Origin of the sequence: Streptomyces coelicoflavus, assembly GCF_003112555.1 — a bacterium.
Taxonomy (GTDB): domain Bacteria; phylum Actinomycetota; class Actinomycetes; order Streptomycetales; family Streptomycetaceae; genus Streptomyces; species Streptomyces coelicoflavus.
The window spans coordinates 287,768-294,900 of the sequence record NZ_BEWB01000008.1; the positions used below are offsets into that span (position 1 = coordinate 287,768).

The window sequence follows — 7,133 nt, forward strand, 5'->3', positions numbered from 1 at the left end:
TGTTCTGTTCCTGACGGAAGGACGGTTCCCCACCGTGCGAAGAACCCGGATCCTCACCGTTCTGCTGGCCCTCGCGGCCGGCCTGCTGGCGGGCAGTCCGCCCACGGCACTGGCCGCCGGGCCGGCGCCGCGGGCGGCCGTCGCCGCCGACAGCTACACCTGGAAGAACGCCCGCATCGACGGCGGCGGCTTCGTGCCCGGCATCGTCTTCAACCGGACCGAGAAGGACCTGGCCTACGCCCGCACCGACATCGGCGGCGCCTACCGCTGGCAGGAGTCGTCCCACACCTGGACGCCGCTCCTCGACCACGTCGGCTGGGACGACTGGGGCCACACGGGCGTGGTCAGCGTCGCCTCCGACTCCGTCGACCCCGACCGGGTGTACGCGGCGGTCGGCACGTACACCAACGACTGGGACCCGGCCAACGGCGCGGTGCTGCGCTCGGCCGACCGGGGCGCGAGCTGGGAGAAGACGGACCTGCCGTTCAAGCTGGGCGGCAACATGCCTGGCCGCGGCATGGGTGAGCGCCTGGCCGTCGACCCGCACGACAACGACGTGCTGTACCTGGGCGCACCCAGCGGCCACGGCCTGTGGCGGTCCACCGACGCGGGCGCCACCTGGTCCGAGGTGACGGCCTTCCCCAACCCGGGCAACTACGCGCAGGACCCGAGCGACACGACCGGCTACGCCTCCGACAACCAGGGCATCACCTGGGTCACCTTCGACGAGTCGACGGGCCGTGCGGGTACGGCCACGAAGACGGTGTACGTGGGGGTCGCCGACAAGGAGAACGCGGTCTACCGCTCGACGGACGCGGGCACGACCTGGGAGCGGCTGGCCGGCCAGCCCACGGGCTACCTGGCCCACAAGGGCGTGCTGGACGCGGAGAACGGCTACCTCTACCTGGCCTACAGCGACACGGGCGGCCCGTACGACGGCGGCAAGGGGCGGTTGTACCGGTACGCGACGGCGACGGGCACCTGGACGGACATCAGCCCGGCCGCGGAGGCGGACACGTACTACGGCTTCAGCGGCCTGACCGTCGACCGGCAGCGTCCGGGCACGGTGATGGCGACCGCGTACAGCTCGTGGTGGCCGGACACGCAGATCTTCCGCTCGACGGACAGCGGAGCCACGTGGTCCCAGGCGTGGAACTACACCTCGTACCCGGACCGCGAGAACCGCTACACGATGGACGTGTCGTCGTCCCCGTGGCTCACCTGGGGCGCGAACCCGGCGCCGCCCGAGCAGACGCCGAAGCTGGGCTGGATGACGGAGGCGCTGGAGATCGACCCGTTCGACTCGGACCGGATGATGTACGGCACGGGCGCCACGATCTACGGCACGGAGAACCTGACGAACTGGGACGACGAGGGCGGCACGTTCGCCATCGAGCCCATGGTGCGCGGCCTGGAGGAGACGGCGGTCAACGACCTGGCCTCGCCCCCGTCCGGCGCTCCGCTGCTCAGCGCCCTGGGTGACATCGGCGGCTTCCGGCACACGAGCCTGACCGAGGTCCCGTCGATGATGTACACCTCGCCGAACTTCACCTCCACGACGAGCCTGGACTTCGCGGAGAAGAAGCCGGACGTCGTCGTCCGGGCGGGCAACCTCGACTCGGGCCCGCACGTCGCCTTCTCCACGGACAACGGCGCCAACTGGTTCGGCGGCACCGACCCGTCCGGGGTCAGCGGCGGCGGCACGGTCGCGGCGGGCGCGGACGGCAGCCGCTTCGTGTGGAGCCCGGAGGGCACGGGCGTGCAGTACACGACGGGCTTCGGCACGTCCTGGCAGGCGTCGTCGGGCATCCCGGCGGGCGCGGTCGTCGAGTCCGACCGGGTGGACCCGGCGACCTTCTACGGCTTCAAGTTCGGAAAGTTCTACGTCAGTACGGACGGCGGCGCGACCTTCACCGCCTCGGCGGCGACCGGGCTGCCCGCCGGTGACAGCGTCCGCTTCAAGGCGCTGCCGGGCGGGGAGGGCGACGTCTGGCTGGCCGGCGGGGCGGCGGACGGTCCCTACGGACTGTGGCACTCGACGGACGGCGGCAGGACCTTCACCAAGCTGCCGGGGGTCGACGCGGCGGACACCGTCGGCTTCGGCAAGGCTGCCCCGGACGCCACCTACCAGACCCTCTTCACCAGCGCGGAGATCGGCGGCGTCCGCGGCATCTTCCGCTCCACCGACGCGGGATCGACCTGGACCCGCGTCAACGACGACGCCCACCAGTGGGGCTGGACCGGCGCCGCCATCACCGGCGACCCGCGGGTCTACGGCCGGGTGTACGTGGCGACCAACGGCCGGGGGGTCATCTACGGCGACACGGCAGGAGGAGGGGACGGCACCGATCCGGGGCCGGGCCCCGACCCGACGCCCACCGGAGCCTGCGAGGTGGAGTACACGGTCACCAACCAGTGGTCGGGCGGCTTCCAGGCGGACGTCCGGCTCACCAACACCGGCACGTCGGCCTGGAACGGCTGGTCCCTCGACTGGTCGTTCCCCGGCGACCAGAGGGTGACCCGGATGTGGAACGCCGAACACACCCGCACCGGCGCCACGGTGACGGCGAAGAACGTCGCCTGGAACGCCGGCGTGGCACCCGGCGCCTCGGTGACCTTCGGCTTCACGGGAAGCTGGTCGGGGACCAACGCGGAGCCGCAACGGTTCACCGCCGCCGGCCACACGTGCACGACCGCTGTGTGAGGGAGCCGGTTGAGTTCGCCGTGACGGCTGCCGCGACGGCCGTGGCCGCCACGGCGGCGGCCACGGCGACGATCGCCGTGCGGTTCTTGCTCGGGGGCGGGGACGGGGGCACCAGTGCGCCCGTTTCGCGCCCTTGTGGCGTTGCTGCGCTTCTTCGACCGTTGTGTCAGTGGGAGTCGGCGAGGACAGGGGGCGTCGCATGGCGCGAAGGTGGGAGGGTCCGGCAGGGCGGCTGCTGCTCGGGCTGGCGGTGCTGCTGGACCGGACGGTCACGGGCAAGGCCGCGAAGAGGAGGCTCCAGCGCTTCCGGGACGCCGCTCTGCGCGCCGCGTACCGGCGGGGCGTACCGGTGGAGGTGCTCGCCTCCCGGACGCGGCTGACGCAGAGGTGGGTCAGGACGGTGGTCACCGGCGGGAAGCCCCCGCCGGTGGACGAGGCCGCGTGAGGGTCAGGGCGTGTAGACCGACGGGCGCGGAGCCGTCGGCATGCCGTTGCCCAGGAAGAAGCTCGGGTGCGGGGGCTGGTTGTAGGCGGTGTTCTGCCAGGCCAGGGCGGTGCGGTACTGGGTGTCGTGGAGGAGGGTGGTGATGCGGGTGTCCGTGTCGTACGGGGTGGAGTAGATGCGCAGCGCCGTGTTGTTCGACGTGCGCCAGACGACCTCCTCGCGCCAGTCGCCGAGGATGTCTCCGGCCAGGACCGGTGTGGCCTTGGTGCCGTTGTTGGAGGCGACGCCGGAGCCGGTGAGGAGGCGGGTGTCGCCGGAGGGGCCGTACTTGTCGATGCGGGTGCCGTCCAGGAGTTCGCGGACGGTGTCGCCGTCCCACCAGGACAGGAAGTTGGCGCTGGAGGGCTTGCGGCCGTTCACCACCGTGCCCCTGGGGTTGCGGATGCCGCTCTCCGCCGACGACCAGGACTCGGCGCCCGCGCTGCCCGACCAGATGTCGCCGGAGACACCGCGCCCGTTGTCGCCGCTCGCGCCGGTCGACCACAGGATCTGGCCCGTGCGCGCGTCCGCCATGTACGACGAGGGCTTCGAGCCGTCCTCGTCGACCTTGAACTCCTCCAGGCCCGCACGGGACGGGTCGAGGTCGCCGACGTGCATGGCGTCGCCGTGGCCGTTCCTGGTGGTCCACAGGGCGTAGCCGTTGTCGTCGACGGCCATCGCGCCGTAGACGATCTCGTCCCGGCCGTCGCCGTCGACGTCCGCGACGGAGAGCTGGTGGTTGCCCTGGCCGTCGTAGCCCCTGCCGCTGTTGGTGGAGGGGTTGGTGTCGAAGGTCCAGCGGCGGGTGAACCGGCCGTCCCGCCAGTCCCAGGCGGCGATCACCGTGCGCGTGTAGTAGCCGCGCGCCATGATCACGGAGGGGCGGACGCCGTCCAGGTAGGCCGTGCCGGCCAGGAAGCGGTCGACGCGGTTGCCGTAGGAGTCGCCCCAGGAGGAGACCGAGCCCCGGGCGGGGACGTAGTCGACGGTGCCCATGGCCCTGCCGGTCCGGCCGTTGAACATGGTGAGGTACTCGGGGCCCGACAGGACGTAGCCGCTGGAGTTGCGGTGGTCGGCGGAAGAGCTGCCGATGACCGCGCCGCCGCCGTCCCTGGTGCCGTCGGCGGTCTTCATGGCGACCTCGGCCCGGCCGTCGCCGTCGTAGTCGTACACCTGGAACTGGGTGTAGTGGGCGCCGGAGCGGATGTTGCGGCCCAGGTCGACGCGCCACAGGCGGGTGCCGTCGAGGCGTATGCCGTCGACGATCGTGTTGCCGGTGTAGCCGGACTGGGAGTTGTCCTTGGCGTTGGTCGGCTGCCACTTGAGGACGAGGTCGAGGGCCCCGTCGCCGTCGAGGTCGCCGACGGAGGCATCGTTGGCCTCGTAGGTGTAGGAGACGCCGTCGGGGGTGGTGCCGCCGGAGGGCGGGCTGATCGGTACGTCCTTGTAGCCGGCGCGGAACTGGATGGCGTGGACGGAGTCGCCCTGCTCGGTGCCGTTCACGACCGCGCGGACGGTGTAGTCGGCGTGCGAGGGGGCGCCGGCGTGGAAGTAGGTGGTGGAGCCGGTGACCGGGCTGGAGTTGACCTTCGTACCGGCCCGGTAGACGTTGAACGCGACGTTGTCCGGGTCGGTGCCCAGCCAGCGCCAGCCGACCAGGTTGCCGTCGCCGGTGTGGACGCTGACGACGCCCCGGTCGAGGGCCTCGACCTGGCGTGCGGTGGCGGCGTGGGCGGTGTCGGGGGCCAGCGTGGTCAGGCCGGCGCCGAGGAGCCCGGCGGCGGCGAGGGCGGCGGCCACGGCGAGGGGGCGTCTGCGGTGGGTGCGGGGGGCGTGGGGGCGGGTGTGGGGGTGCCTCACGGGACGGACCTCCTGAGGGGCGGACGGGTTCCGCCTCTCAGTCGCCGCCCGGGGCGGGCGGGTTGCCGCCCCTCGTCCTAGGGTTTCGTGAACGCCGCGAGGGTGAAGACCGGGTCGGCCCGGGGCCGGTCCTGGTCCGGCAGGGCGGCCAGGCGGGTGGCGAACTCCTCCGCGAGCGGTTCGCCCGGCGGCAGCGTGACGAACCAGCCGCGCCGCAGGTCCGCGACCGTCCGGCGGGGGCTGCGGCCCTGGCCGTGGCCGGTGAAGCGGGCCCCGCCGGCGGAGACCAGACCGTGCTCGCGGGCGTACGCCGCCACCAGGTGGGCGGCGTCGTGCGCGGTGCTGGGCGGGCGGGCGGCGAGCACGGCGTCGATGTCGCTGCCCACGTTGTGGGAGGCGCCCTTGTCCACCGTGGTCACGTACACCCCGCCCGGCCGCAGCACGCGGGCGCACTCGCCGACGATCGCCCGCGCGTTCCCGTCGCCGCCCGCGAGGTGCAGCAGCCACACACTGGTGACGGCGTCGAACTCCCCGTCCGCGAAGGGGAGCCGGCGGCTGTCGGCGAGCGCGACGGCACCGGGCAGCCGGGCGGCGGCGCGACGGGCCATGGCGGGGACGAGGTCGACCCCGCTCACCCGGAGGCCGTCGCGTCCGGCGGCGACCCGCCGGGTGACGATGCCGGTGCCGCACCCCACGTCGAGCAGGCGGCGGGCCTGCCGGGGCACCAGGCTCAGTACGGCGCGCGCGGCCGCCGCGGCCCGGGGCTCGCCGCCGCGGGACTCGTCGTACCGCTCCGCTTCCTTGTCGTAGTCGAGCACACCGTCAGTGTGCCCCGTGACCGGCGGCCAGGTCCTCCACCTTGCGGGCGAGCTCGACGTCCTTCTCGGTGACGGCGCCGCCCGCGCTGTGGGTGTGTACGGCGAGGGCGACCGTGTTGTAGCCGAGGGTCAGGTCGGAGTGGTGGTCCAGTTCCTCCTGCGTCTGCGCGATATGGACGACCATCGCGGCCGCCGCGAAGTGGGAGGCGAGCCGGTAGGAGCGGGTGAGGCGGCCGTCCTCGAGGGACCAGCCGGGCAGCTCGGCCAGCCGCTCCTCGATCTCCTGCGGCGACAGCGGTTCGACGGGCATGTACGGCGCTCCTTCGCTGGTGGTGCTCGGGGCCGGGTCCTGGTTCCCGGGGGGGGTCGGGTCCGTTTCAGCCTGCCACAGCGGGGCCGCTCCGGCGCGGCCCACCGTCGGCTACCGTTCGGGGCATGACCGCACTCGTGACCGGTACCGCCCCCGCCGCCGACCGGGGCGTGGGCCCGCTGCTGCGGGCATGGCGGGAGCGGCGGCGGGTCAGCCAGCTCGAGCTGGCGCTGCGCGCCGACTCCTCCGCGCGGCACATCAGCTTCGTCGAGACGGGCCGTTCCCGGCCGAGCGAGGAGATGGTGCTGCGCCTCGCCGAGCACCTGGACATCCCCGTGCGCGAGCGCAACGCGCTGCTGCTCGCGGCCGGTTACGCCCCGCGCTACCCGGAGACCCCGTTGGACGACCCCGCGCTGGGCGCCCTGCGCGAGGGCATGGAGCGGCTGATCCGGGGCTACGAGCCGTATCCGGCGCTGGTCGTCGACGGGACGTACCGGGTACTGGCGGCCAACCGGGGGATCACGATGCTCATGGACGGTGTCGCGGAGCACCTGCTCGCCCCGCCGCTGAACGCGATCCGGCTGACGCTGCACCCCGAGGGCCTGGCACCGCGGATCCGCAACCTGCGCGAGTGGCGCGGGCACCTGCTGGAGCAGATGGGGCGGCAGATCGCCCTGCACCGCTCGGAGCCGCTGCGGGCGCTGTACGAGGAGGTGGCGGCGTATCCGGTGCCGGACAAGGCGCCGGGCGAGGAGCCGGCCGAGCCGGTGCCGTACTTCGCGCTGCCGATGCAGATCGAGCACGAGGGGCACGTCCTGTCGTTCATCTCGTCCATCTCCACCTTCAACACCCCGATGGACGTGACCGTCGCCGAGCTGGCCATCGAGACGCTGCTCCCGGCCGACCCGGCGACGGTCAAGTACCTTCACACGCTGCTTCCCTGACGCCGCTTCGGAC

At 73.0% G+C, this 7,133-nt stretch carries 6 protein-coding genes; 3 read left to right on the forward strand and 3 right to left on the reverse strand.

What is annotated here, in order from left to right; genetic code table 11:
* The first annotated feature begins 34 nt into the window (after positions 1-34).
* Together Sco07f_RS21000 and Sco07f_RS21005 are read left to right on the forward strand one after the other, a co-directional pair.
* Positions 35-2,704: a cellulose binding domain-containing protein gene (locus tag Sco07f_RS21000; RefSeq protein ID WP_108988766.1), complete on the forward strand. Its 2,670-nt coding sequence runs from the start codon at positions 35-37 to the stop codon at positions 2,702-2,704.
* A gap of 199 nt (positions 2,705-2,903) precedes the next feature.
* Positions 2,904-3,149, forward strand: a complete 246-nt coding sequence (locus Sco07f_RS21005) for a hypothetical protein (protein WP_087788843.1) — start codon at positions 2,904-2,906, stop codon at positions 3,147-3,149.
* A gap of 3 nt (positions 3,150-3,152) precedes the next feature.
* Here the strand turns inward: Sco07f_RS21005 and Sco07f_RS21010 are convergent, their stop codons facing one another.
* From Sco07f_RS21010 to Sco07f_RS21020, 3 genes are all read right to left on the reverse strand, one after another.
* Positions 3,153-5,048 (reverse strand): rhamnogalacturonan lyase, encoded by a 1,896-nt coding sequence (locus Sco07f_RS21010; RefSeq protein ID WP_108988767.1) that lies wholly within the window; start codon positions 5,046-5,048, stop codon positions 3,153-3,155.
* A 77-nt stretch (positions 5,049-5,125) separates the two neighbouring features.
* Positions 5,126-5,866: a class I SAM-dependent methyltransferase gene (locus tag Sco07f_RS21015; RefSeq protein ID WP_108988768.1), complete on the reverse strand. Its 741-nt coding sequence runs from the start codon at positions 5,864-5,866 to the stop codon at positions 5,126-5,128.
* A 4-nt stretch (positions 5,867-5,870) separates the two neighbouring features.
* Complete coding sequence (locus Sco07f_RS21020; RefSeq protein WP_007388966.1) at positions 5,871-6,176, reverse strand: 4a-hydroxytetrahydrobiopterin dehydratase; 306 nt, start codon at positions 6,174-6,176, stop codon at positions 5,871-5,873.
* Between the two features lie 125 nt (positions 6,177-6,301).
* Between Sco07f_RS21020 and Sco07f_RS21025 the strand changes: the two genes are divergently transcribed.
* Positions 6,302-7,120: a helix-turn-helix domain-containing protein gene (locus tag Sco07f_RS21025; RefSeq protein ID WP_108988769.1), complete on the forward strand. Its 819-nt coding sequence runs from the start codon at positions 6,302-6,304 to the stop codon at positions 7,118-7,120.
* Positions 7,121-7,133 lie beyond the last annotated feature (13 nt).

Bases quoted from the DNA above. Each gene is read 5' to 3' on its own strand.
- Sco07f_RS21005 (WP_087788843.1), top strand. From the start codon at position 2,904: ATGGCGCGAAGGTGGGAGGGTCCGGCAGGGCGGCTGCTGCTCGGGCTG.
- Sco07f_RS21020 (WP_007388966.1), bottom strand. From the start codon at position 6,176: ATGCCCGTCGAACCGCTGTCGCCGCAGGAGATCGAGGAGCGGCTGGCC.
- Sco07f_RS21025 (WP_108988769.1), top strand. From the start codon at position 6,302: ATGACCGCACTCGTGACCGGTACCGCCCCCGCCGCCGACCGGGGCGTG.